The 25,256-nt window shown below is 40.3% G+C and carries 14 protein-coding genes; 2 read left to right on the top strand and 12 right to left on the bottom strand.

Translation table 11 applies throughout. From position 1 onward, the window contains the following. Nucleotides 1-119: 119 nt before the first annotated feature. The 9 genes from ACKTT2_RS39835 to tnpA form a co-directional block, all read right to left on the bottom strand. Nucleotides 120-1,076 (bottom strand): glycosyltransferase family 2 protein, encoded by a 957-nt coding sequence (locus tag ACKTT2_RS39835; protein ID WP_407896875.1) that lies wholly within the window; start codon nucleotides 1,074-1,076, stop codon nucleotides 120-122. A 1-nt stretch (nucleotide 1,077) separates the two neighbouring features. Continuing rightward, entirely contained in the window at nucleotides 1,078-2,469 is a 1,392-nt protein-coding gene (locus tag ACKTT2_RS39840; RefSeq protein WP_407896877.1) for a glycosyltransferase family 4 protein, read from the bottom strand. Nucleotides 2,470-2,838: 369 nt separating this feature from the next. Further along, nucleotides 2,839-3,861 carry a glycosyltransferase family 2 protein gene (locus ACKTT2_RS39845; RefSeq protein ID WP_500691419.1) on the bottom strand — a complete coding sequence of 341 codons (1,023 nt, stop codon included), beginning with the start codon at nucleotides 3,859-3,861 and terminating at the stop codon, nucleotides 2,839-2,841. Nucleotides 3,862-3,916: 55 nt separating this feature from the next. After that, entirely contained in the window at nucleotides 3,917-4,456 is a 540-nt protein-coding gene (locus ACKTT2_RS39850; protein ID WP_407896881.1) for a serine acetyltransferase, read from the bottom strand. Then, nucleotides 4,449-5,870, bottom strand: coding sequence for an O-antigen ligase family protein (locus ACKTT2_RS39855; protein WP_407896884.1), 1,422 nt, complete (start codon nucleotides 5,868-5,870; stop codon nucleotides 4,449-4,451). The genes ACKTT2_RS39850 and ACKTT2_RS39855 overlap by 8 nt, the downstream gene beginning before the upstream one ends. 2 nt (nucleotides 5,871-5,872) lie before the next feature. Continuing rightward, nucleotides 5,873-7,996 carry a GumC family protein gene (locus ACKTT2_RS39860; protein ID WP_407896886.1) on the bottom strand — a complete coding sequence of 708 codons (2,124 nt, stop codon included), beginning with the start codon at nucleotides 7,994-7,996 and terminating at the stop codon, nucleotides 5,873-5,875. A 110-nt stretch (nucleotides 7,997-8,106) separates the two neighbouring features. Next, complete coding sequence (locus ACKTT2_RS39865) at nucleotides 8,107-9,297, bottom strand: glycosyltransferase family 4 protein (protein ID WP_407896929.1); 1,191 nt, start codon at nucleotides 9,295-9,297, stop codon at nucleotides 8,107-8,109. Between the two features lie 75 nt (nucleotides 9,298-9,372). Further along, nucleotides 9,373-10,590 carry a glycosyltransferase gene (locus ACKTT2_RS39870; RefSeq protein WP_407896888.1) on the bottom strand — a complete coding sequence of 406 codons (1,218 nt, stop codon included), beginning with the start codon at nucleotides 10,588-10,590 and terminating at the stop codon, nucleotides 9,373-9,375. Between the two features lie 631 nt (nucleotides 10,591-11,221). Further along, nucleotides 11,222-11,629: an IS200/IS605 family transposase gene (gene tnpA / locus ACKTT2_RS39875; protein WP_407896890.1), complete on the bottom strand. Its 408-nt coding sequence runs from the start codon at nucleotides 11,627-11,629 to the stop codon at nucleotides 11,222-11,224. Nucleotides 11,630-11,779: 150 nt separating this feature from the next. Between tnpA and ACKTT2_RS39880 the strand changes: the two genes are divergently transcribed. Both ACKTT2_RS39880 and ACKTT2_RS39885 read left to right on the top strand, forming a co-directional pair. Then, nucleotides 11,780-13,306 carry an RNA-guided endonuclease TnpB family protein gene (locus ACKTT2_RS39880; protein ID WP_407896892.1) on the top strand — a complete coding sequence of 509 codons (1,527 nt, stop codon included), beginning with the start codon at nucleotides 11,780-11,782 and terminating at the stop codon, nucleotides 13,304-13,306. A 118-nt stretch (nucleotides 13,307-13,424) separates the two neighbouring features. Further along, complete coding sequence (locus tag ACKTT2_RS39885; RefSeq protein WP_407896894.1) at nucleotides 13,425-13,817, top strand: hypothetical protein; 393 nt, start codon at nucleotides 13,425-13,427, stop codon at nucleotides 13,815-13,817. An 86-nt stretch (nucleotides 13,818-13,903) separates the two neighbouring features. On the opposite strand, the gene ACKTT2_RS39890 is transcribed toward ACKTT2_RS39885, so the two are convergent. The 3 genes from ACKTT2_RS39890 to ACKTT2_RS39900 are packed head-to-tail and all read right to left on the bottom strand — an operon-like array spanning nucleotide 13,904 to nucleotide 25,246. Beyond that, a complete protein-coding gene (locus ACKTT2_RS39890) occupies nucleotides 13,904-15,103 on the bottom strand; it encodes an ATP-binding protein (RefSeq protein WP_407896896.1) in 1,200 nt (399 codons plus the stop codon). Beyond that, nucleotides 15,084-21,725, bottom strand: a complete 6,642-nt coding sequence (locus tag ACKTT2_RS39895; RefSeq protein ID WP_407896898.1) for a hybrid sensor histidine kinase/response regulator — start codon at nucleotides 21,723-21,725, stop codon at nucleotides 15,084-15,086. The genes ACKTT2_RS39890 and ACKTT2_RS39895 overlap by 20 nt, the downstream gene beginning before the upstream one ends. A 20-nt stretch (nucleotides 21,726-21,745) precedes the next feature. After that, entirely contained in the window at nucleotides 21,746-25,246 is a 3,501-nt protein-coding gene (locus ACKTT2_RS39900; protein WP_407896900.1) for a response regulator, read from the bottom strand. Nucleotides 25,247-25,256 lie beyond the last annotated feature (10 nt).

Below are 25,256 nucleotides of genomic sequence, written 5' to 3' on the forward strand. Positions count from 1 at the left end.
GTTATTTGTCATTTGTCATTTGTTATTTGTCATTTGTCATTTGTCCTTTGTCCTTTGTTCAATAATTTTTTGCCAATCCCCTATCCCTAGTCCCCAATCGCCAATCGCCAATCGCCAACTCAAGTTGAAAGACCTAACAGACGTAGGCGCAAGTAACGACTCAGACTTCGCACTCCATCGTAACCTTGCGAACCAAATAAACGTATCATTGCGATCGCTAAACTCAATCGCCAGTATTTTTCAGAAAACCTGACTTGTGCATATTGTAATACGGCTTGCTTGCGGAGGTTAGCTGCTTTTTTATAGTCTCCCTCATCTACAGCTAACCACGCTAAACCTAGAAAAATGTTGGCGTAACATCGATTTCTCAAATACAGCAAATCTAGAGGGACTAATTGAAATGTTTTTTCAATTACCTGACGCAAATCCTGAACCATTTTTTGATTGTTTCTAGAGAAGCTGTTAGGAAGTTGTCGATAGCGGAGGAGAGGTTCTTTCACCACTGCAATAGGATAATGGAAAGCAATGCGAACCCACATATCTAAGTCTGGTGCATATGCTAAAGTGCGATCGAATAATCCCACAGTATCAAAGCAAGAACGACGCACCATTGTCGAACTTCCACTAGAAATCATGTCTTTTTCTAGAATTTCAGCCCATGCCTTTCCTTCAACATCAGAAGCATAGACTCTTCCTATAGAATTGTTATCTTTATCAACTAAAAGCGTCCAAGTATATACCATTCCGACTTCTGGATTTTCATCCAAGCAACGGACTTGCTTTTCTAACTTAGTTGGTTCCCACAAATCATCAGCATCTAAAAAGGCTATATACTCCCCTTGAGAGTTGTTAATTCCCGTATTTCGTGCTACAGATACCCGTTGGTTTTCTTGAGTAATTAGTTTCACTCGCGGGTCTGTCACTTGAGAAGCCCATTCAACAATTTTATCTGTACTGCCATCATTAACAATCAGCACTTCAAAGTCAGTGAAGGTTTGGTTGAGAACACTGTCCAAAGTTTCTGGCAAAAAAGCCATGGCATTGTAAGCAGGAATAACAACAGTAACTTTCGGCATATTACCCCCTAATTAAAAACTCACATAATTGCTTGCCAATGACATCAGGCGCAAAGTATTCTTCTATTCGACGACGCGCACGTCTGCCTAACTCGTGCCTCCAAGTTTCATCGTCTAGAACTCGACCAAGTGCTAGCGCTAGTGCTGTGGCATCTTCCCGTGGCACAACTAAACCGCCGGACATCTCGCCTCCTTCAAGTATATCTGGCACGCCAGGAGCATCGGCTGCTACGACAGGCAAACCACAAGCCATTGCTTCAATTGGTGCTATTGGAAAACCTTCATGTCGAGAGGGAAGGGTATAAACATCAGCAGCAAAGAGGTAGGGTTTGACGACACTATGATTGACAAATTCATTTCTCCACATCACTCCCCGGAGTTGCATTGCTGCAATCTGTTGACGTAGAGTTTCAGTATCGGGACCCGTTCCTACCAATAGTAAGCGTAAATCTGTTTTAGGGCGAGCGTGACAAATTTGATACCAAGCCTTGAGTAAGATATCTAACCCTTTACGATGGAGATCTATACGCCCGTGATAAACCACTACTTTTGCATCAAGGGGGATATCAAGTGCAGCCCGTGCTTCACTTCGATCTATAGGACTCCATTTTGCCAAGTCTATTGGGTTAAAAATGCGAGCTATTTTTGCATCTGGTGTATTATAACGCTTGCGGACTCGCTGAATCTCGGTTTGCGGAGCGATGATTAAACCCGTGCAGTTCCGAAAAGCAAATTGGCGAAAGGGATATTCCAGTAAGCTGTGCGTTTCAGTCCCTCCTTGGAAAGTCGCGAAGACAGGTAACTTCATCAACTGTCCTAAAAGCACGCAAGTATCAAAGCGGGCGTATTCATACTCCTGACACAAGATAGCCTGACAACCCTCACGCTTTATTTCTCGCGCTAGCAAATCTAAGGGTGTAGAAAGGTAAGTTCCTAAACTCTGGGCTAGATTTTTAAACCTTGTCAGCAAGGATCGACGAGTGACATTCGAGTCTTGGATATCTTTAAAAGCTTGTCCTTCTCTTGCACCGTAAAAGCTAAGTGCTTTCCGTCTCACTGCACGGTAAGCAAGATAGCTTTTCGATGCGGGTAATACGCAAATTGTTGCACCAGTCGGCACGTGGGTAAAACGCGAAACCTCAGTAAAACGAGCGGAAATGCAGAAAAGTACTGTCCTGACTCCAACTGTTTGCAATGCTAAAGTGTAGCCATACATCCAGTTTGCTACAAACTCATTACAATAAGTTTCAAAAGAAATATCAATATGATCTAAAAAATCATCAATCAGATCCATACAATGCAAGAATGCGATCGCAGGTTCTGTTTGATTCTTTGCATCTAGTGGTGGTTCTTGAATTATATCCTGTTTTTTTAAGGTTTTATAGTCTAACATTGTTTTAGCGAGTCAGGAATTGGAAGTTGGGAATAGGGACACTTTGAGAATATTTCCCCCTTTTTAAGCTACGTTGTACACACAAGTCTGTAATAGCTTATAGTTCGAGGTTTTAGCGTCAGTTTTACCCCACCCTAACCCTCCCCTTGGAAAGGGGAGGGAACTTGATTTTCAGTTTCCCCCCTTTATAAGGGGGGATTAAGGGGGGTAAATTCGACTTGTGTGTACACAGGTTTTATGCAGTCTTCTTTTAAAGCTTTCTGGATCGGGGGATTAAGGGGGGTAAATTCGACTTGTGTGTACACCTTAGCCTTTTTCTGGGAGGCTGGGGGCAATCTCAATCCAAAGATAGACTTGACAAACATCCTCTTATACAGAACTAGTGAATTTATCAGTAATTTTGAAACTACGAATAGCAGTCAACTTTAAAATTTGACGACGCAAAGCATAAACGATTTCCAGTAAATTGTTATAGCCATTATTACCAAACAACTGTAATGCTCTTGTCGCTAAACTCAAGCGGATGTATTCGCGAGAATAGCGTAGCTGAGGATAGTATACAAGAGATGAGCGACTAAATTGAATCGCTCTTTTGTAATCTTTATCGTAACTTTGCAAAGCTTTCCAACCCAAACAGAGGTAAGCATAACCGTAACTGCGGTTTTTTAAGTACAATAACTCTTGAGGTACATCTCGAAATGTTTTCTCAATTACAAAACGAAAAGATTCTTCGAGCAACGCTAAATTTTTAGATAAACTATTAGGAATCTGTCGATAGTAATAAAGTGGTTCTTTGATAACAGCGAAGGGGTAATGAGCGGAGATACGAATCCACAAATCCCAATCTTCTGCAAAATGTAAATTTGGTTCAAATCCCCCTACTTTGTCCAAACAACAGCGCCGAACCATCACTGAAGAGCAAGCTATTTTATTCGACTCAACAAGTTCTTTCCAAACTTCTCCTTCTACAAAAGAAGTCATGATTCTCCCTGTCGATTTGCCATGACAATCTACTAAAGCCATACTCGTATGTACCAAACCCACTTTTGGATTTTCATCCAAACAACGGACTTGTTTTTCTAGCTTAGTTTCCTGCCATAAATCGTCAGCATCTAAAAATGCTATATACTCGCCTCTAGCATGGGCAATACCCGTATTACGTGCTACAGATACACCTTGGTTCTTTTGAGAAATCAGTTTCACTCGCGGATCTGCTATTTCAGAAGTCCACTGAATGATATTGTCAGTACTTCCATCATCAATAATTAATACTTCAAAGTCGGTAAAAGTTTGCTGCAAAACACTCTCCAGAGTTTCTGGGAGATATTTCATTGAATTGTATGCTGGAATGACAACGGTAAGTTTGGGCATTGGGGATTGGGGATTGGCAATTAACAACTATCCACTAACAACTAATAACTAACAACTAACAACTAACAACTAACAACTATCCACTAACAACTAACACAGATTTCTTTGTCATCCGAATAATTTTTGCAGGATTACCTGCAACAACAGCCCCTCTAGGAACATCTTTAACAACAACAGAACCGGCTCCAATAACTGCATTATCGCCAATTGTAATTTCACCAAGAATGACAACATTAGCACCAATCTCTACATTATTTCCTATTTTTGGCGAACCACCGATCGAGCCATCGTGGAGTTTTTTGTTCCCTATTGTTGTTGAATGTCTGAGAATGCAATTGTTCCCAATGATAGTGTCGCGATTGATAACTAATCCACGCGCATGATGCAGTTTTATTCTGTTTCCAACGCGGGTATCCCATGGCAATTCTACGCCCAATATCCAATCGACGACGAATAGATATAAACCATAATAAAACTTGGATATCAAAGAAAAAGGAGTTGGTAAATCGCCAAGCTTTTGTCCTATCCGAAACATTAATAATATGAGACGGGATTTCAAACTCGTGTCTTGATTGATCTTCCAGTCTTGTAGTATGTAATTCATAAATTTATTCATATTTTTCGCTCCAATTCCAACCTAAAACTGCAAACAAAGCCCACCAGTAAAAGAAAAAGGTTGTGTGACTCCAGATATTTTCTGTAATCATCCCTATAGGAAGAGATACCAAAATAGCTAACATGATAAAACACAATTCATATTGCCGATTGTTCCTGGGTATCTGATACATTAATTGAATGAGACGTATCGCCTGAGCTATGAAAAAGCCAATATAAGTTACAAAACCGATAATTCCTCCCTCAATCAATGCTCTAATGTAGTCATTGTGAGGTAAGAATCCATTACCTGCGACTTGAATGCTCAAACCCAAGCCATAACCTAAAAAAGGATACTCTTGCCATCGATTGAGTAGTAAATTCCATTGAGAAAGCCTCCAATTAAAGCTATTGTGGTCTCCTTCTGACAAGAGAATTGCTCGCGATATGTCAATGTCGGGATTCAGCAAGGGTGTATTGGCAATTGAGGCGAGGCGTTGTTGCCCAAACTCTGAACTGGCAAATAAGGCAATGACAATACCAAATAACAATATTCCACCAATTAAATTCAACAAGCTCAATCTGGGGGCAATTAAAACCAAGACGAAGACGGCAAGCATCATCAAGCTAAAGAGAGACTTGGTACTGACAAACAAGAAAGTTAGTACGCCAAGCAATACCAGCCACCGCCACCGATGTTGTACCCATTTCAGTTTCCACCACGTTAGACCAATGAATAATAATAAGAAGGTGACAAAGGTATTTGCCATACCAAAAGTCCCTCTGATTCTTGCCCCTTCAGCCAATGCACCAAAACCGTCTCCACCACCAATTGAAAGCATAGGAGGTAGTAGCGACGGCACGAACAACTGCATTAATGCTACTGTTATCGGTATAATTAAAGACAAAAAAAGCCCAGAGACAAACTTCTGTGGAGAGATTTTATCCTTAAGCTGCATGACTAGTAAGTAGACTAATGCCCAAGTTAATAAGCGCACCCACTCCCGAATAGCCTCTGATAAAAATGGCGTACCTAGCCCCAATCCTCCCAACGGTAAAAGTATGACCCACAGGCTCTGTATGATTAACCAACCGATAAAGAACCACCAAAATTTATCGACCTTGACTGGTTGACCTACGAGCAATCTTACGGTTACATAAAGTATGGTGAGAGCGTCTAGTGCGATCGCAAAAACTGCCGGTAATTGGAGAGCCGAGAAAGCATCTAGAGAACTCCGTAGGATTAATAAACCTATGACCGCCTGCTCGAACTGAGTAAAAAAGTAGAAAAGAATTGGTATTGCACACAAAGCCAATATCGGGTAAAGGGGCTTGATGCCAATAAGAAATCCCGTTGCTACACCAACCCCTATACCTGCTAACCCAATGATGATACTCAAACGAGCAGAACGATTTGAGCTTTGATGCGACCACATTATTACTTAGACCTCGAACTTGTCAATTGCCTTCGCGGTAGGTAACCGTTTACTGAATACTGGTAGTACTTTTCTGTTTGACTTGTCATTCCATTGACTACAACTCCTAATATAGGTATGCGATTTCGTGTTAATTCTGATACACTTCTGGAAAGAGTTTCCTTGAGGGTAAAGCCGGGACGAGTCACTAACATAATGCCATCACTTTGCTTAGCTAAAGTGGCAGCATCAGCGCAAGCACTGAGGGGTGGAGTGTCTATAATAACTAAATCGTAGTTTTCAGATGCTTCTGTCACTAAAGACTTCATGTCAACAGACTCTAATAACTGTGAGGGACGACCGTACAATTCTCCACAAGTCAGGACATCCAAATTCTCAATATCCGTTGATTGCACTGCATCTGTTAGAGAGATATCTCCTTCAAGCACGTCCGTTACTCCTGGCTTACCAGATAGATTAAATAAAGTGTGCTGTTCCGGTCTTCGTAAATCTGCATCAATCACCAATGTTCGCCAAGACAACATACCCGCTATAGCCCCCAGGTGTGAAGCGACGATAGATTTACCTTCTCCAGCAATGGAACTGCTAACAACAATCATCCGCATTTGGTCGCTACGAAACTCCAGAGTTTTAAAGAGCATGCGGTATGGCTCAACTAAACTCACATTATCTAAGAATCGGCGAGATGGTGCAAGAACGAGGGTCTTAGAAGGTAACCGTGGTAAAACTCCTAGCAAGGATAGTTTGAGCAACTCTTCCGCTTCCGATGCATCGCGTAAGGTATTGTCCATCATCTCTAGAAGCAGTACGATGGAGGTGGCAAGTAAAGTTCCTAGAGCAGTCGCTAAGACTAACACAACTGAGCGTTTGGGTGATGTGGCTTCAGTTGGAGGTTGTGCTTGTTCGATAATGCGGAGATTCCCCACTTGTTGTGCTTCCGCAATTCGTGCTTCTTCGTATTTGCTTTGTAATAATTTTAAAGTCTCCACCGCTTCTTCTCGTTGGCGGGTGAGTGGCGTTAACCGTTGCTGTTTAATTGGAAGTTGTGCGAGGCGAAGTTGAAGGTTATCGCGTTGAGATTGAACGCTCTTTAATTTATTTTCCACTGCCGCCCGTTCAACGTCATTCGCAATCAGTTGGGCGGAGAAGTTCTGGCTTACCTGATCTGCGGCTACATTGTTTGGAGAAACTGGTTGATTTTCAGAGACGCGATTGAGTCCCTGAACGTACAAATTGCGAATGCTGTTGCGTTGATAAAGTAACGAGCGCACATCTGGATGATCTTCTGTATACTTAGCACGAGACTCAGCCAGTTTTGTTTCCAACTCTGTCAACTTAGTCCGTAACTCTTTAAGTTGTTCGTCTTGACCCCCACGAACGGATGCATAAGCACTTTTTAGGGCTGTGGTATTGGTAATTTGTCGTAATGATGCATCTTGCGAGCGTAACTCTCGAAGTTGAGCAGACAAAGTACGCTCCTGATTTTCTAGAGTTGCTAAACTATCAACCAAACTCTCGCTTTGCTTGGTAAAAGAAATAATACCACTACTTTGCCTATATCTGTTTTCCTGTAGTTCGGCATTCTCTACGTTCTGACGCGCCTTTGGGACTTCCTTTTCCAAAAACTTCCGCACGTTAGCCGCTTCTTGGCGGATTGTATTAGCACTTTCTTCTTCCATTGCCTGAGAAACAGCATTCAGCAACTGAGCAGCAAGTACAGGGTCTTTCCCTTTATAGCTCAACTGTAGAATGTTAGTCGCAGGGACTATTCTCACTCCCAAACCTTTATGAAGGTCTGCAGTTGTCACCTGAGTTTTACTTTTGTGAGAACTTTTGAAGATTTGTAAGGTACGGTTTAAAACCCGTTGGGACTTGACTAACTCTGCTTGGTCTGCCAACGGACTTGGACCTCCTGGTGTATTGGAAGACACTTGAGAAATGTCACGACCCAACTCTGAAATACTTGTCTGCTTTGTATCGAGCATCAATCGGGCTGAAGCTTCATACTGACTTGGCGTAATTGTAAGGTATGCGATCGCACCACCAATAGCCGCCACAAATGCCGCCACAGCAGGCAAACTTCGCCTCTTTATAACTCCTATGAGAGATGAAACGGTTTTTTCCATAACATTGGGGATTGGGGAACTCGGGGCCCCCTCTGGGGATAAGGGGCAATGGGAATTGGGGATTGGGCATTGACAATGGACAAATGACTAATGACAAAGGACAATCGAATTTACTTCTTACTTAGAACCTCCGCTAACTCTGCCCGGTTTCGATCCAATCCTCTCAAAGATTCAGGAGATTCTAGAAGTGCTTTGTAGAGGTTCAAATTGTCGTTAGTAATGCGTTCCCAACTATAATTCAGTTGCACGTGCCTTTTTGCATACACTGCCATAGACGCTATTTCTTGAGGATGAGCGATGGCCCAATCTAAAGATTGAATGCAAGAATCTACACTTCCAGTAGTAAAAAGCGTTCCTCGACTCCCACTAAGGAGTTGCTTGTGAGGAGGAATATCGCTAGCCAAAACTGGTATTCCTTCTCGCATAGCCTCCAACATGGCTAGAGGTAATCCTTCTAAATCGGAAGGAAGAGCAAATAATCCCGCACCCCTAACAATTTCCCAAAGACGAGATCCTCGAAGTTCGCCTGCAAAGACAATATTTCGATTGTGAGCGATCTTTTCTAATAACTCTGAGGTGAAAGATTTTGTATCGCTGACTCCTCCAGCCAAGACAAGCTTCCATCCCAAAGGTTTCAAAGCATTAAAGGCATCAACGAGTAAATCGGGACGCTTTTCCGGTACAAGCCGACCCAGAAATACGATGTAGCGTCCTTTCTCAAGCCCTAACTGACGACCATAGCCAAAATTTGGATCGGACTCGCCATAGCTAGCTGGGGCGTTGGGGATATAAACTGTATTCCTGCCATAGGTTTGTAAGAAATACTTTTGCAGCGCATCCGAGACAACAACTAATTCGTGAGCAAAACGTACTGCTGCCTTTTCACCTGTTTGAATGACGCGAGTTGAAAAGCCACCCCACTTGGCACGTTGCCAGTCTAAACCCTGACAAGTCACAACAACTTTTGCCGAGTTAGCAACTTTTGGTAAACAAGTAAACAAAGCCGGACCCAGAGCGTGGAAGTGGATGATATCATATTTCTTAGCACTTGCAGCTACTGCTCCTAAAGCTGAAGTGACAAAAGCATCTACACCTCTCAAGTTCAAACCCGGTACGGAAATAACTTGAACGCCTTCATAATCATAGCGATCGAGCCACGAACAATCTGTATAAGAAGAACGGGCAAATAGATCGACAGAATGTCCTTGTTTTACTATTCGAGGATAGAGTTCCGCACAGTAATGTTCAATTCCTCCTTGTTTAGGAGGTAAACCTTTGGCACCAATTACAGCAATTTTCATAAGAATTTCGTCTTTACCTGTAATCTGAAATGGTTCAATAGCGGTCAAATCAAGTCAAATGTTAAACGTAACATTTTACACCCCCACAGCCCAACTCGCTTTTTGCTCCCAACGACTTAACATATCGCTGTAAACATCGCCAATAACTGTACGGGCTGCATAGGGTTGTGCTGCCCGCACGCAAGCTTCTGTTGGGTAGTTCTCCGGATGTAAGAGAACCTTGCGTATAGCCTCTGCTATACACGTTGGAGTCCTTTCCAAACAGACAATTCCACTTTTAACTCCTAGCAGGTTTGGAGTTTCACCGCATTGAGTGGTCACTACTGGTGTCCCACTAGCAAGCGCTTCCAAAACAACCAAAGGCAAACCCTCGTATTCACTGCTTAAAACAAAAACATTGCAGATACGATGCAGCCTTGCAATTTCCTCTTGAGTCACTGCTCCAAGCATTGTAACTCGATCGGATAGCCCCAATTTAACAAGTTCTGCACGAATATCTCCTGCTAACTCACCATCCCCTGCTATCAAGAGGTGAACTCTAGTATCGTTTAATGCAGCAATTGCACGGACAAGCAAAATGGGATCTTTTTGAGGATGAAGCCTTCCAGCAAATAATACAAAACGTTTCTCTTCAGTCAAACTTAGTTGAGATGCTAGTTCCTGCCTCTTAACTTGTCTTTGCCCTTCGGTCAAGGGATAAAAAATTTCGTTGTCAAAAGAATTTTTTATATATTGAATGCGGTCTTGCAGATTGGGATACCGCTGTTTGTACAACCTAGTTGCATCAGTATTGCAAGAGAGGATGCGATCGAATTGACGAACTAATAAGCTTTCTAAGGCAAAATATGCTGCTGGAAATCGCCGCCAGAGAATGGCTTTTTTGTCACCACTCGCTTGTATTTGCGTTTGAATATCATTGTGTATAAAAAGCGTTTTTTCTCCAGTCCAATAAAAACTTGCTAGTGTTGGCTCTATCCTATGGAAGTGCATAAAGTCTGAATCAAAATGCTTTCCTAATAGACCCAATGTATATTTCAATGTTGTTGGTATCAAGTTTCTAACATTGTCATTTTGTAATGTAAATAAAGGTAGAAAACTAATGTCTTTGCCAGCAAACTCTGCTTGCTGCCATACACCAACGGGTTTTTCCGGACAGTCCCCTGTTCCTACGAGTTTTACTTCAAACTCATCTGGAGCGTACTTAATAAAGGTTTTGATAAGTGTCTGAATTCCACCGATTGTTGTGTTCCAAGGGTTAAATTGGTAAAAAATCGTGAGAACAGGCTTACGCATGATATCCACCTTGCACGGTTAAGCGCAATTGCTATATTGTTTTTCTATTTTTTAAAAAACTTTAAAAAACTTTAACGATTTCCTCCTACAAATTAAATAAATTTACGAGTTTTTGCATTCCTCCGATAGTAGTATTCTCAATAATGGGTTTGTAAAAATCCTTCATGCCTTCCTATACGTTGCACTGATGCTCCAAAATTTCTCTACGTGTAACACGTAAAGAAATTTTTTACTTGAATTAGGGACGCGATCGCCGACTAAAGCAAATTCAAGAAAATTTGATGACTGTCTTAAATAATCTAGTATTTTCTACCATTAAATTTTGCGACCATCTCAAATCTTCACAAAATCTTCATATAGCTTGTCACTGTTTTTACATCGCTTCTCAGAGAAATAGGCTATATTAGTATATTTTATATAAATTATTTGAAATAAAAATTAATAAGTTATAGGAAAAAATTATCACAAATTGGGGATTGGGGACAAGGTACACCTTAATAACACGGGAAGCAGGTAGCCCCGAAGTATGAGTATCAAGGAATTAAAGGAATTGATACTTCAAAGTCATTCATGTCGGGGCGGAATGCTGACACGAGCAGATTTATCTGCCGTGTCATTGACAATTAATTCGTCATTTGTAATGGTGCGGGTCATTAATATACGCTTCAATAATAGCTGAAGATACTTTGCCCGTAGTGTCATAAAAATAAGCGTGAGTCCATAACGTGGGTAATTTAAGTAAATGTGGAAACTCAAGCCTTAGATAACGAGAAGAACGTCCTTTAAAAGCTTTGACAATTGAATTAATTGGAGTACTTGGATCGTATTCTACAAGCACGTGAACGTGGTCAGGAGCGATTTCTAGGCATTTAATTATCCATTTTTTTTCGTTTGCAACTTCGGTAAGTATTTGGCTAAGTCGTAATTTCACATCACCCACTAATACTCGCTTACGTCTTTTTGGTATCCAAACCAGGTGAACTGTGGCAGAGCCAACAGAATGATTGTTGTGTCTATATTCTCTACTGGAGACTTTCATCTTTTTTGTATATAAACGGAACCTATTGACAAGAATTGTCGTCTAGGTTATTGTATATAGCAAGAAACAGCAAACAATAGGAGGTGAGTCCACTGCGGTCTTGGGGTTTCCCCAAGTAGAGCAAGTGGCGAACCCGGAGGGTGATTGTAAATGGCTCGGAAAAAGACTCCATCTTTCATTACAGAGATTCCATTAATAGTAGACAGTGCTCAAGAAAAAGAGTTGTTGTCTAAATTTGAAGCATCCAGACAACTGTACAATGCTTGTCTGAATGAAGCGATGGTCAGGATGGAGTTAGTACGTAATTCCGAGGCATTTAAAACAGCTAAAAAAATTTCAAAATCGAATAAGAAAGAAAGAACTGAAGCGTTTAGTGCAGCACGTTCTGCTTACAGATATTCTGATTACGACCTTCAAGCTTATGCAACAATTGTCGCTAATTCATCTCAATGGATTGCTGACAAGATTGATTCTAATACTCAACAAACAATTGCTAAACGAGCATTCAAAGCGTCAGAACGAGTTATATTTGGACGTGCAAAGAAAGTTCGTTTCAAGGTATCAAGTCGTTTTCATTCGGTCGTTGGGAAAACCAATAAACAAGGACTACGTTGGAAAAATAATGAATTAGTTTGGGGAAGTCTCAAATTACGTTCCATTATTGATGAGAACAATCCTGTAATTATGCACGGGCTACAATCTCCCGTTAAGTACGTTCGCATAGTATGGAGGGAATTAAACGGTAAGCGTCGTTGGTACGCACAGCTTATTAATGAAGGTTTACCCTACCAAAAAGAAAAGAATTATATTAGTAATGGTTTGATTGGTCTGGATTTAAACATTTATAATATTGCCTTTATTGGAGATGAGAAAGCAGGTTTATTGCCATTTGCGGAAAAAGTACCGACTTACGAGAAAGAGATTACTGTACTGCAAAAAAAGATGCAGCGTTCCCAAAGGGTATTAAATCCAGACAACTACGAACTAGATTTTGAAATCAAGAAAGGTCATCGTACTGTTAAGAAAAAAGGTAAGGTCAAAAAGGGGAAGCAGGAGTGGCAACGCTCTAAAAATTATAAAAAAGCCGCTCAAAAGAAACGGGAATTACAACGAAAAAAGGCTGCATATGCCAAAAGCCAAAACCGCAAGGTAGTTAATGAAATCTTACGGCATGGTAAAGATATTAAGACTGAAAATGTCAGTACAAAAGGTTGGCAGAAACGTTATGGTAAAGCCATAGCTGCCAAGTCTCCAGGATTTGTACAATCAGAACTCATTCGCAAAGCTGAAAAAGCTGGTGGAAGTGTTCATAAATTTTCTACTTCATATACAGCGTTATCTCAAACTCATTTAGATGGTAGTCGTGTTAAAAAATCTCTGTCCGAACGAGTTCATCATGATGCAACGGGTATTAAAATGCATCGCGATCTCATGAGTGCGTACTTGAGTAGATATGTTAATCAGGATGATACGCTGTCAGTGCAAGATGCCCGTAACGGGTATCGTGGGGCGGAGCCGCTCCTGTTGGAGGCTTGGCAGCAGTCCAAAAATCGCGAACAAGTAGGCTCGTCCGAAAGTGGGTTGATTGCCCCAGAGCGGTTCTCCAATAAGCTAGGACAAATTGACCAGATAGCTGATTGCTTGCAATCCGGGCGAAAAGTTAATTCTAATTCCTAGCCAGAATCCCCCAACTTCTAGTTGGGGGTGTGGCTCAAGAGGAGGACCAAGTGGCTGCATGGCTATCTACTCCCATTGTGTTAGGCTAGTACCAATATCAAAATGTTAATTAAGTTTTATGAGCGTTGCTCAGTCGGCGAAACCCTTCTTTCTTGATATTACGATAACATTGAAGCGACTCGTTGCTCTTTTAGAAGAGGATGAGACTGATGAGTATGGGGTTTTACAACCAAGCCAACACGCTTTTAACTTAGGGATGCGATTAGTTTTGGATGCTTATGAAGCAATGAGCGATCGCTTTCCAAGAGCATCAGCTTCAACAGATGAGGATGGAGGGATTAGACTAACATGGCGCAAACAATCAAGCGAACGAGAGGTTAGGTTAGTTTGCCCCGGTGATGCCAATCAACAGGCATATCTGTATCATGAATTTGGAGACAATTACGCGGTCGTTCCAGATGTGACAGCATCTACATTAGTACAATGGTTGGAGTGGTTGAACCAACCATGAGTCAGTATCAGAACGATTGGCAGGGTTATTGGCAAAGCGATCGCACATTGTATGGCAACCTTCAGCATAGCTGTCCTCAGCCTTTTTTATGACATATATTCAGGAACAGTAAAGTAAAATGTAGTTCCTCGTCCTAATTGTGATTCAGCCCAAATGCGCCCTTTGTGACGTTCTACAATCTTCTTACAAATAGCCAAACCAATTCCAGTACCGGGAAACTCTGTGCGGGTATGAAGGCGTTTGAAAATTTCAAAAATCCGGTCGAGATATTGTGGCTTCATGCCAATGCCATTATCTCTCACTGAAAACAACCAGTTATCATCTTTTAACTCAGCAGCAATATAAATTTGCGGTGGTTCTTCTCGACGAAATTTAATAGCGTTACCAATAAGATTTTGAAATAACTGGACTAACTGAGTCTTATCTCCGGAAATTGTGGGTAAAGTATCGTGGGAAATGTTAGCATTGCTCTGGGCGATCGCAACCTGTAAATTTTGCAGTGCTTGACGCAGTAAGTCATTAACATCTATGGGTCTAAATTCTTGACCGCGAGAACTCACGCGAGAATAAGCAAGCAAGTCTTGAATCAACTGTTGCATTCGGGATGCCCCATCCACAATCAAATCCATGTATTCTAGGGCTGACTCATCTAAACGGTCTTTATATTCATCCACTAAAAGTTGAGTGTAACCCGTCACTGCCCGTAATGGTTCTTGTAAATCGTGAGCAGCTACATAAGCAAAAGTTTCTAATTCTTGATTTGACCGCTTTAGTTCTGCTGCGAGTTGCTCGAGTTTGCGTTCTGCTTCTAATCTCTCAGTAATTTCTTGTTGGCGTTCGTAGTTTTCTTTTTGTAATAAAGCGTTTTGCTCGAGTAGTTTCTTGTGTAACAATTGGATAGACAGTTGGTTTTTAACGCGAACTAAAACTTCTTCTACCTGAAATGGTTTAGTGATGTAGTCCACTCCACCTACATTAAATGCTTTTACTTTATTTAAGGTCTGATTTAGAGCGCTTAAAAAAATGACTGGAATGTCACAAGTTGTGCTATCTGCTTTTAGTTGTTGGCAAACCTCATACCCATCCATTTCTGGCATTGTGATATCGAGTAAAATTAAATCGGGTGGGTTTGTTTGTGCTGCTAATAAAGCTAATTCCCCATTTTTAGCACATCTAACTTCGTAGCCTTTTTGAGCCAAAGTCATAGATAAAAGACGCAGATTAATAGATTCATCATCTACGACTAAGATGTTAGCTTTGAGTTCATCAACTGATATGCCGTTCATAAAGACTAGCTTGTTGAGTTAAATTCATAATTTGGTCGAAATCAAAGTTGTCCACTTTTTGAGTCAGCGATCTAGCAAGCAAAGCATTTGACTGAGGAATTTGCTGAATTAGATCGATAATTTGCTTATCATCGAGTCGAATAGCAGCTTGATGTAACTGTACTATCCATTCCGCAGGCATAACGTTTAAACTTTCTGCCTTTAGCACGTAGATTTTACCCTCTTCCTCTTGGCGATCGCTAGCTGTAGAAGACAGATTGCTTTCGTCATAAATATAACTCACACCTATATGTTGAGCGATTTTTTCCAAAATTGTCTCTTCTTGAAAGGGTTTGTGAACGAGGTCATCACAACCTGCAGCTAAAATCGCCATTCGTTCTTCCTCAAATGCGCTAGCCGTCAGAGCAATAATGGTAGTAGATTGACCCTTTGGCTGTGCTTTAATCTGTTTGGTAGCTTGATAACCATCCATCACTGGCATTCGCATATCCATCCAAATCAGATGCGGTTCCCAACTTTCCCATATAGCAACCCCTTCTCGACCATTTTCAGCTTCTCGCACCTTAAACCCCAGAGGTTCTAGCAGTTGAAGGAGCAGTTGACGATTTGTCCATCGATCCTCAACTATCAAAATACGGTATTGTGGCTGGTCTGGTGCTAAAGCGAGGACTCGCCCTCTGTGGATGGGTTGTTCGCTTTGAACGTCTGTTGCTTCAGCAAGTGTTACTGGAATATCGAACTTAAAGATAGTACCGCGATTGAGAACGCTATTAACAGTAACGTCTCCTCCCATCAACTGGACAAATTGACGACTAATTGCCAATCCCAAACCCGTTCCTTGGTTAACTTTTCGTCCCGATTGAGTCTGTGCAAAGGCATCGAATAAAGTATCGAGTTCGTTTGTGGCAATACCAGATCCGGTGTCTTCTACCTCGAAGGTTAGGAATTGGGGGTTGGGGATTGGCGATTGGCGATTGGCGATTAGGGAACTAGGGATCTCCTCTGGGAAGGGGTAATGGCGATTGGGGAGTGTTTTTTCAAAACTGATATGTAGCATCACATGACCCTGGTGAGTGAATTTGAGTGCGTTCCCAAGTAAATTAATCAAAACTTGGCGTAATTTCTTTTCGTCCGTTTGTATGTACTGAGGGATGTTCGATGCTCGTTCAAAGGATAATTGCAAACCCTTGTATTTAGCTTGCAATTGTAACATTTCTTCTAAATTATTCAGGAGTAGATGCAGATCGAAGCAGCTAGGATTGAAGGACATTTTACCCGCTTCGATTTTAGACATATCCAGAACATCGTTAATCAACTGTAGGAGATGTTCTCCCGCACGATTGATAATTGCTAAAAATTGCTTGTGTTCTACAGATAGAGAATTATCGCGGTTCATGATTTGGCTATAGCCAAGAATAGCATTGAGGGGAGTTCTCAGTTCGTGACTCATGTTTGCCAAAAATGCACTCTTTGCTTGGCTAGCTGCATCTGCTACACGAACTGCTTGTAGTAGTGCGGTTTCTGCTTCCTTGCGATCGTTGATATTCTGAATTTGTGAAATAAAGTAAAGAGGTACTTCTTGCGAATCCCGCACTAGGGAAACGCTGAGCAAACCCCAAACAATTTGCCCGTTCTTTTGTATATAACGCTTTTCTAAATGGTAGTAAGAAATTTTACCAGCCAAGAGTTCTCGTAAGTAATTCAGATCGACTTCCAAATCATCTGTATAAGTAATTTCTTGAAAGGTGAGAGACAATAACTCTGCTTTTGGATAGCCAAACATCTCACATAATGAAGAGTTTACTTCCACAAACCGTCCTTCTAAAGAAGCAATACACATTCCAACGGCTGTCGTGTCAAAAGCATTTTTAAACTGTTGTTCGCTCCGGCGTAATGCTTCTGTCTGTTCGGCAATTAATTGTGTTAAATTCTGCTCGTTTTGGCGTACACTAGCATAAAGTTGAGCATTTTTGATAGAAATCGCTCCCTGGGATGCCAATGAATTTAAAACTTCCAATCTGTCAGGAGTAAAAGCACCAGTTGTCAGATTATTTTCCAGATATAAGATACCAATCAATTGCCCTTGATTCAAGAGAGGCGTACATAGTACAGATTTTGGTTGTTGTTGAACTATGTAAAGATCTTGAGTAAAATTTCCTTGATGAGCGGCGTCATGCAAAACTACACTGTCTTGAGTACGGATGACATAATTTGCGATCGCACCGGAAATCAACGAAGTTACACTATTATGACTGAACGATTCAATAGGAATAGATTGTAAAACTGCAACTTCATCTAACTTAATATTTCCTACTGCTTCAATAGTCCATTGAGATTTCCCATTTAAAATCAAATATCCCTTTTCTGCACCAGCATTTTCTAACACTAATTTCATGATTTTTGCTAACAAAACATCTAGCACCATTTCACCCGTCAGAGTTTGTGAAGCTTTGAGAATGCTAGTTAGATCGAGATTTTTTGATTTACTTGTATGAGTGGTAGAAGTAGAAATAGTTAAAGTAGTATTTTTAGATTTTGTTGAGTTTGTAGTAAAAAATTGAGGATATTTTGCTGCTAAATGCTTGACTTTTGCCAAAGCCTGCCATCGAACGTAACCATAATAAGCTTTATTGATATAAGTTTGAGCAATTTCTTCCATTCCTCGGTCTAAGTAAAACTTAGCCGCTAGTTCATAAGCTAATGCTTCTTCTTGAAGATAGCCGTGATTTCTCGCACCTTTAATGGCTTTTTCATAACTATCCATTGCTTCTACTATTTGACTCAAAACCCGTGCTTTCTCTGCCTCTACTAAATCATACTTATGCTGAAAATTCATAGGAGCAGATATTGCCCATTTTTGCATTTTTTCTTGATTGCTATTGACTTGTTCGATGAAAGCTAGCTTTTCTATATCTGAACGTTCGGAAAAAACTGCTAAATGAGCTAAAGAATCATAAAAATAAAATGCAGGTGCTACTATCATTGACAATACGCTTTGTAAATATTGTTTTGCCATATTCGCATTTATTAATGCTTGATGAAAATCTTCAAATAAATAACAGAGAATAAGTTTATTTAAATACAACATTTGTAAACCTATGTTGTCTTTTGCTGCTATTACGATTGGTAGTACTTCTTTCTCATCAAAAGCATGACCAGCAAGTTGTGTAGGATTTTCTGAAAAATTTAGTAAATTAAGAACTACTTGCCAGAAAATGGCTAACCATTTACAAAGTATTGTTTGCTTAATTTTACTAATTGTATGATGATAGTTTGCAATCTGTTTTTCTAATTCCACCAAATCTTGACCAAGAAAATATGCACGCTGACACCAGCCAGAAGCACTATATGATGCAAATTCAAAATCTCCACTTTCTAACGATACTTTAAATGCTTCAGACAAATTTATTAGCGACTCTTTAAGATGCTCTTTCCAATGGCTCGTATGAGCAGCAAACACAAGTAAACACTTAGCTTTCGCTTTTCTGTCACAGAATTTGTCTGCTAAATTTAAAGACAATTTTCCAAATTTATAACCTAAATCGATTTGTTGAAGTACACCACATAAAACCGAAGTATAAGAAGCATAAATCGATGGAGCCAAAAAGCTATTACCATATTGGATAGATAAATTAACTTTTAATAAAGTAATGAGAAAGGAAATTTCTGGAGCAATTATATATGCAGTCGGGGATATACTTTCTAGAATAGTTAAGATAGCTAACTTTTCTGGTTGAGTAATTTCGGGTAGATGAACTAATTTTTCAACATCCCTATCTACTAAAAGTAAATTGTTTTCTAAAAGTGCTTTTTGAATGTCTAAAGAGCTTGGTTCTACTGGGATAGTAACTCCTAATAACTGTAGAATTTGGAAACCTAGAGAAATGACAGCTTTCAGATTGCCTTGAGCTATCAAAGCCTGAATTTTAACCTCATACACCTGCACTTTTTCATATTCAGTTTTGGCATGAGTTAGTACTGCTAGTACCAATCCATCCATCTGCTCAAATTCACCAACTAAATAAGCAGTTGTCACCGCTTTTGAGTAAAGATTTAAAGTGAGTTCGTACTGTCTATCCCAACTATCTACATTTAAAAGCTTAATTCCATTTTTAAAATATTGAAATGCAGGTTCATAAGCTATAGCGGCTATAGATAATTTCCCAGCTATTAAATTTAATTCAGCTATCTTAATTTTTTCTGTTGGTAAATCAATGATATCAATCGCTTGATTAAATTGGTCAACAATATCAAAAAGACTTTCTTCTAAATTCTCTTGAGTAGAATTAGCAAGTAGCAAATGACCAATTTGTAAATGAGTTGATTGCTTTCGTGTTTCTTCAATTAAAAAATAAGCTGCTTGTTGAACTCGATCGTGTAAAAACTGTAACTTAACTTGACTAACAAAATTATCATCTCCAATTCCTATTAATTTATAATTTTTATTTAAGGAAAACACCAAACCTTCTTGTAAGGCAGGAAAAATATCAGTAAAAACTTGACTTATTTGTTGTTGAGATATTGTTGCCAATGTTACTAAGTCAAACTTATACCCAATACAAGCTGCTAGTTTTAAAATAGTCTGAGAATTTTCTGGTAACTTACTAATTTTTTTTAACATTAATTCTACTACATTTCCTGTAATATTTTTGGCTTTAATTTCCCGAATATTCCATTTCCATTGTCGTAATTCCTTGTTAAAGTTTAATAAATTTTCAACATAAAGAGACTTGAGAAATTCAATTGTAAAAAAAGCATTTCCTTGTGTTTTTTGATAAACTAATTCGGCTAATCCTTGACAAGATGATTGAGAGCAAGCTAAAGCTTCAGCAATTAAAGCGTTGATATCTAACTCAGTTAGATTATTTAAATTAATCAGCGAAATGAGTCCTTCTTTTTCAATTTCCTCTAAAGTCATCATTAATGGATGAGTTGCATCAACTTCATTATCTCGATAAGCACCAAGAATGAGAATGTGTTCTAGAGTCGAATCGCTCATAATAACTTTTAGCAAGCTTAATGATGCCCCATCTGCCCATTGCAAATCATCTATAAATAAAACAAGCGGATGTTCCGACTGGCTAATCGCTCTTATAAAGTTTTGACAAACTAAGTTAAACCGATTTTGGGCTTCAACTACACCGACTCGAGCAACAGGAGGTTGTGAACCAAGAATAAATTCCAAATGAGGAATGACATCAATCAGTATTTGTCCATTATCACCAACTGCAGCTAAAATTTTCTCTTTCCACTCATTTAAGACATTGGTGCTTTCACTGAGCAGTTGATTGCACAATTCATTAAACGCTTGACTGATAGCAGAATAAGGAATGTTGCGTTGGTATTGGTCAAACTTCCCAGAAATAAAATTTCCTCGACGTGCGGTGATGGGTTTGTAAATTTCTCGAACTAAAGCTGATTTACCCACCCCAGAGTAACCCGCAATTACTACCATTTCGATTGGCGATTGGAGATTGGGTATTGGTGAGACAGCCCTGATAGCGAAGCGTGGCGCGAATGCGCCATAGGAGGGTTTCCCTCCGTAGGGGACTGCGTTCGCGAAGGGCGATTGAGGAGTTGGAGGTAATAGAACAGGAACCGAGTTTTCCCGTACAGAATTTGAATCTGCTACTTCTCTTACTTGTCCGAGATTCCCTGTAATTCTTTCAAATGCAGCGAGTAATTTGGCTACCTCTTTTTCCCTACCATATAATTTTTGTGGAATTTGAAATTTATCTGAAATATCTTGCTCGCCTAAAGGAAAAGAAACTATTTCGCCTGTTGTTTGTAACTGATGCAGACATTGCTCTAAATCTACCTTCAACCCGTAAGCAGATTGATAGCGCTTCTCCGGATTTTTTGCCATTAACTTCATGACAATCTCTGAGATAATTGGGGGTATGTACGTAGAAGTACACTTCCTTACCAATTCGTGCGGTGGTACAGCTTGTTTAGCAATGTGACTGTGTACCAATTCAAGAGCATCACTTCCAAGAAAGGGCAATTGTCCCGTCAGGAGTTCATACAAAGTAACTCCCAAACTATAAAAATCGGTACGGTAATCTATTGAGCGATTCATCCGTCCTGTTTGTTCGGGAGACATATAAGCAAGTGTACCTTCTAGGATATTGGGATTGCGAAATGTTTCGTTTTCCCGTGAAAGTACAGTTGAAATACCAAAGTCAATAATTTTGACTTGTTTAGTAATAGGATTTAAGACAATATTGCTGGGGTTAATATCTTTGTGAATAATGTTAGCTGCATGAATTGTACCCAAAATTTCAGCAATAGCGATCGCCAACCGTAGAAACTCTGATAATTGAAGTTGACCTGCAACTTGTAACCGGGCTAAGGAGTCACCACCAAAATCTTCTAAAATGATGCTTAAATTTTTTGGCTCATCTAAAAGTTGATAAGCTTCTACCACTCCAGGTAATTTTAAGTTACGAGTCACTTCATATTCCCGCTTAAACCAAGCTACGTATTCCGGGGTGGGATAAGTATCTTTCAGTATTTTGAAAATAACAGGTCGCTTATCGGCTGTTTGATAACCACGATAAATTAATGAATGGTTGCTTTCGTATAATTGCTGAGTAATTTGATAGTCAGAAATATTTAACATTTTTAAATCTTTTATTTTAATTATCCGCTTTCTATTATGTCAGTGACCAGTGACAAAGAAGCTTCGACTCGTTCGTACTCTGCTTTCAGTTCAGAACCGAGGGTTGAAGTTCCGTTTGTTGTACCATCTCTACCTATAGCTTCAAGTTGTTGACAGAGTGTCGCAAGCTGTATGGCTCCAACGCTAGCACTTATCGATCGCAAGGAATGAGCTGTAATATGCAAGCTAGCAGCATCTTGGGATGCGATCGCGTCCCTTATGGTTTGTACTCTTTCCCGTGCATCTTGTAAGTAATTTTCCAGCAATTCTGCCAACAGATTATCGTCTCCTATCATCTCTTTTAAAGATTGAAATGCTCGAGCGTCAATAGCGGGAGCGAGAATTTCTGTTGGAGTTGATTCTTCCTCAGTGACGGGGGTATTGTGTTTGCGTCTGTAGTTTTCAAACGCTTGGGCTAAACTTTCAGGTCTAATCGGTTTGCTTATATAATCATTCATCCCAGCATTTAAACATTCTTCCTTATCACCTTGCATCGCATGAGCAGTCATAGCAATAATCCAAGGGCGTTGAGAAGTTGAACATTCTTGGCAAATCTGGCGAGTTGCTTGCAGCCCATCCATTTCCGGCATTTGTACGTCCATAAAGACGATATCATAAGGATGCGATCGCAAAGCTGACAGTGCCTCTAATCCATTGTTCGCGACATCAGCACGGTAACCCAACCGCTTAAGCATTTGTAAAGCGACTTTTTGATTTAAAGCAACATCCTCTACTAGTAAAATACGTAGCGGTAATTCTTCGCTTAAATTTGGATCGAATTTAGGCGTTGAAGATTGAGTGGGACGAGTCTTCAATTGTTGTCCGTTTAAAATACCCACTAATGTATTGTAAAGATGCCATTGCTTGATGGGTTTACTTAAAACAGCCGCAAAGTCCGATTGAGCTACTGTGTCTTTAGGTGGTAAGCATACAGAGCTTAGCAAAATCAGGGGCATATCTTGGCAGTTTGACAGAGAATTAATTTGGGATGCCAAACTGATGCCATCCATCTGTGGCATAAACATATCTAAAACTGCAAGATCGAATTTGTCCCGTTGCAGGAGTTGCAAAGCTTGCAAACCCGACTCAGCACAAGCAACTTCCATTCCCCAATTGGAAGCAGCTAGGGTAAGAATTTGTCGATTGGTAGCATTGTCATCCACCACCAAAAGCCGTTTTCCTACAAGACTGGATTGAACACCCTGAATACTATGAGTTTCTACATCGGGTTTTGAGGGTGCTACTAGGGTAAAATAAAAAGTCGAGCCAACGCCAACAGTACTTTCTACCCACATCGTACCGCCCATAATTTCGCTTAGACGCTTGCTGATAGCTAAACCCAATCCAGTCCCACCATAGCTACGATTAATGGAAGCATCCACCTGGCTAAAGGGCTTAAACAATCGCTCCATCTTATCTTGAGAAATACCAATGCCTGTATCTCTCACAGCCACTTGAATTTTATATTCCCCGTTCTTAAGTTGTGTTGCTGTCACCGAAACAACCACTTCTCCGGATGAAGTGAATTTAACCGCATTGCCAAGTAAATTGACTAAAATTTGTTTGAATCGCGTTGCATCCCCTACAATCGTCGTTGGTGTTTGGGGATCGATCGGGTAGCATAAGTCTAGCTTTTTGGCTTGTGCTTGAGGAACGAGCAAGTCTAAAGCTTCTTCAATACAATTGTGCAAGTTAAAGGGGTGTGCTTCCAAGTCCAATCGACCAGACTCTATCTTGGAAAAATCTAAAATATCGTTAATAATAGCCAAGAGGGAATCGCTGCTGTTGCGGATGGTTTCCACAAAATCTTGTTGTTGAGCTGTCAGTTCCATATCGAGCAAAAGCCCTGCCATTCCAATCACTGCATTCATCGGGGTACGAATTTCATGGCTCATCATAGCTAAAAACTCGCTTTTTGCTCGGTTAGCAGCGTCCGCTTCTCTTTTTGCTCGTTCTAAGGCAAAATTTTTCTGAATGAGTTCTTTGCTCTGCTTCCTTTCCTGTTCTAACAATTGAGCGTGTGCTAGAGCAATTCCCACTTGAGCTGCAACAGATTCCAAAAACTCAATCTCATCCTCCGTCCATTTACGGATGCGATCGCACTGATGCAATATGATAGCTCCATTGGGTTGTCCCCGATCTGAAGTCCTAATTGCCAGCATTGATTTCAAACCCAATTGCTCAGCAAGAGGTTGAATAGCTGTTAACAAAGGGTCAGCAAAAACATCTGGAGAAGCAATAGCTCGATCTTGAGCCAACATCTGTTGTGCGTGAAGGTTGTTGACGACTGGAATGTCAAGATGCAATATTGATGAATAGCCCGGTTCTAGGTACTCTGCTACCATGGGGATTTGAATGGGTTGTGCAACGTAGTTGTGAATCAAACAGCGATTCACACCAAAGTAATTCCCAATTTGAACAGCCGCAATTTGAAAAATCTGTTTGACATCCAGAGTTTGGCGAATTTCTTGCGTCATTTGTTTCAACAGCAAAGCACGCTGATATTCCAGTTCCAGGGCGACTTGCGATTGCTTGCGGTCAATCTCTCCCCCAGCCCACTGTGCCATTAACTTTAATAATTCTCTGTCTGCCGATTTAAACGCTTTGTCTCGCGGAGTTCGAGAACAAAAACAGAGACTTCCATAAATTTGACCCGCCACTCGAATCCGAGTTCCCATGTAGCATTCCATCCCAAAAGCGTTGTAAGCCGGGTGGTTTTGCCAAGAAGAAGCACTTGTATGCTCAATGCTCAAAGGTTCGTCGTTTGTGAGTGTCTCAAAGCAAAAAGTTTCCCTGGGGTTAAAAGAATCTCCCGGAGAAAGAGAATTATCGGGGGATTTTGCTACGATAATTTCATAGCGATCGCTATCTATTTGAGACAAAACCGCAAACTCCATCTCAAATACTTTACAACCCATTATCAACAGCCGTTGAATACGCTGTTCAAAGCAGAGGTCTCCATCAGCCGCCACCTCATAAAGCGCCCGCATAGAAGACTCGCTTTTTTGCAAATCTGCTTCTATTTGTTCGCGTTCTGCAATTTCTTGTTCTAACTGATGATTTTGTGCTAAAAGTTGTTGTTGCTGCTTGTGAATGAGCAGTTGATTAGTAATTCGTGCTAAGACTTCTGCTTCTTCAAACGGTTTAATAATGTAGTCCACACCACCATTTTCAAAAGCTTTAACTTTATCTCCTGTTTCATTCAAAGCACTGATAAAAATCACAGGAACGCGAGCCGTTTTTTCTTGAGATTTCAGAACTCGACAAACCTCATAACCATCCATTTCTGGCATATTAATGTCAAGTAAAACCAAGTCAGGAGGTTCTATTTGAGCAGATTGAATTGCCATTTTTCCACTGATGGTTTTTCTAACTTTATATCCTTCTACCTCTAACATTTTAGATAACAAGCGTAAGTTATCTGGATTGTCATCCACCAGTAGAATATAATTATTTTTCTGAAAATCTTGCAATTTTGACATATTTTTTGCG

The organism is Scytonema hankhaensis NUACC26 (assembly GCF_045865695.1).
Classification (GTDB): domain Bacteria; phylum Cyanobacteriota; class Cyanobacteriia; order Cyanobacteriales; family Nostocaceae; genus Scytonema.

Coding starts and splice junctions, on each gene's coding strand:
- ACKTT2_RS39835 (WP_407896875.1), bottom strand. CDS start 1,076: ATGCCGAAAGTTACTGTTGTTATTCCTGCTTACAATGCCATGGCTTTT.
- ACKTT2_RS39840 (WP_407896877.1), bottom strand. CDS start 2,469: ATGTTAGACTATAAAACCTTAAAAAAACAGGATATAATTCAAGAACCA.
- ACKTT2_RS39850 (WP_407896881.1), bottom strand. CDS start 4,456: ATGAATAAATTTATGAATTACATACTACAAGACTGGAAGATCAATCAA.
- ACKTT2_RS39855 (WP_407896884.1), bottom strand. CDS start 5,870: ATGTGGTCGCATCAAAGCTCAAATCGTTCTGCTCGTTTGAGTATCATC.
- ACKTT2_RS39860 (WP_407896886.1), bottom strand. CDS start 7,996: ATGGAAAAAACCGTTTCATCTCTCATAGGAGTTATAAAGAGGCGAAGT.
- ACKTT2_RS39865 (WP_407896929.1), bottom strand. CDS start 9,297: ATGAAAATTGCTGTAATTGGTGCCAAAGGTTTACCTCCTAAACAAGGA.
- ACKTT2_RS39870 (WP_407896888.1), bottom strand. CDS start 10,590: ATGCGTAAGCCTGTTCTCACGATTTTTTACCAATTTAACCCTTGGAAC.
- tnpA (WP_407896890.1), bottom strand. CDS start 11,629: ATGAAAGTCTCCAGTAGAGAATATAGACACAACAATCATTCTGTTGGC.
- ACKTT2_RS39880 (WP_407896892.1), top strand. CDS start 11,780: ATGGCTCGGAAAAAGACTCCATCTTTCATTACAGAGATTCCATTAATA.
- ACKTT2_RS39885 (WP_407896894.1), top strand. CDS start 13,425: ATGAGCGTTGCTCAGTCGGCGAAACCCTTCTTTCTTGATATTACGATA.
- ACKTT2_RS39890 (WP_407896896.1), bottom strand. CDS start 15,103: ATGAACGGCATATCAGTTGATGAACTCAAAGCTAACATCTTAGTCGTA.
- ACKTT2_RS39895 (WP_407896898.1), bottom strand. CDS start 21,725: ATGTTAAATATTTCTGACTATCAAATTACTCAGCAATTATACGAAAGC.
- ACKTT2_RS39900 (WP_407896900.1), bottom strand. CDS start 25,246: ATGTCAAAATTGCAAGATTTTCAGAAAAATAATTATATTCTACTGGTG.